Source organism: Caulobacter sp. SRI_008, from assembly GCF_057586355.1.
Genome location: NZ_JBYCZS010000064.1, coordinates 1 through 545, shown reverse-complemented (window position 1 = coordinate 545; position 545 = coordinate 1). Strand labels below are relative to the sequence as shown.

General features: G+C 70.3%; 1 protein-coding gene. It reads left to right on the top strand.

What is annotated here, in order from left to right; all coding sequences use genetic code 11:
* On the top strand, positions 1-545 hold a 545-nt coding region (locus AC2YHT_RS25675; RefSeq protein WP_487292617.1), incomplete at both ends, for an HPr family phosphocarrier protein.

The window sequence follows — 545 nt, the reverse complement described above, 5'->3', positions numbered from 1 at the left end:
TGAGGTCCAGGTCGCCGAGGGCCAGGCGGTTTCGGCCGGCGAGGCGCTGATCGGCTTTGATCTGGATCTGCTCGCCCGCAAGGCCAAGAGCCTGATCACGCCGGTGGTCATTACCAATCCCGAGGCGTTCTCGATCGTCCGGCGGGCGCAGGATGCCGAGACGCAGGCCGGTGGGTTCCTGATGGAGCTGGTCCCGGTGGCGGGCGCTGCGGTGGTCGAAACAGTCGCCGAAATCGAGATCAGCCGCCAGATCGTCGTGCCGCTGGCGCATGGCATCCACGCCCGTCCGGCGGCGCGGATCGCCGAGACTGCGCGGGGCTTCGCGGCCGAGATTTCGATCGTGGCCGGTGGCCGCCGTGCGAGCGCCCGCAGCCCGGTCGGGGTGATGGCCCTGGCCGTCAAGCTGGGCGACCACATTTCCATCGTCGCCTCCGGCGCTGACGCCGCTGCCGCCGTGGACGCCGTCGCCGCCCTGATCGAGAGCGGCATGGGCGAGAAGGCCGGCGAGGTTGCGCCGAAGATCGAAGAGCCGCCCGTCGTTCTGA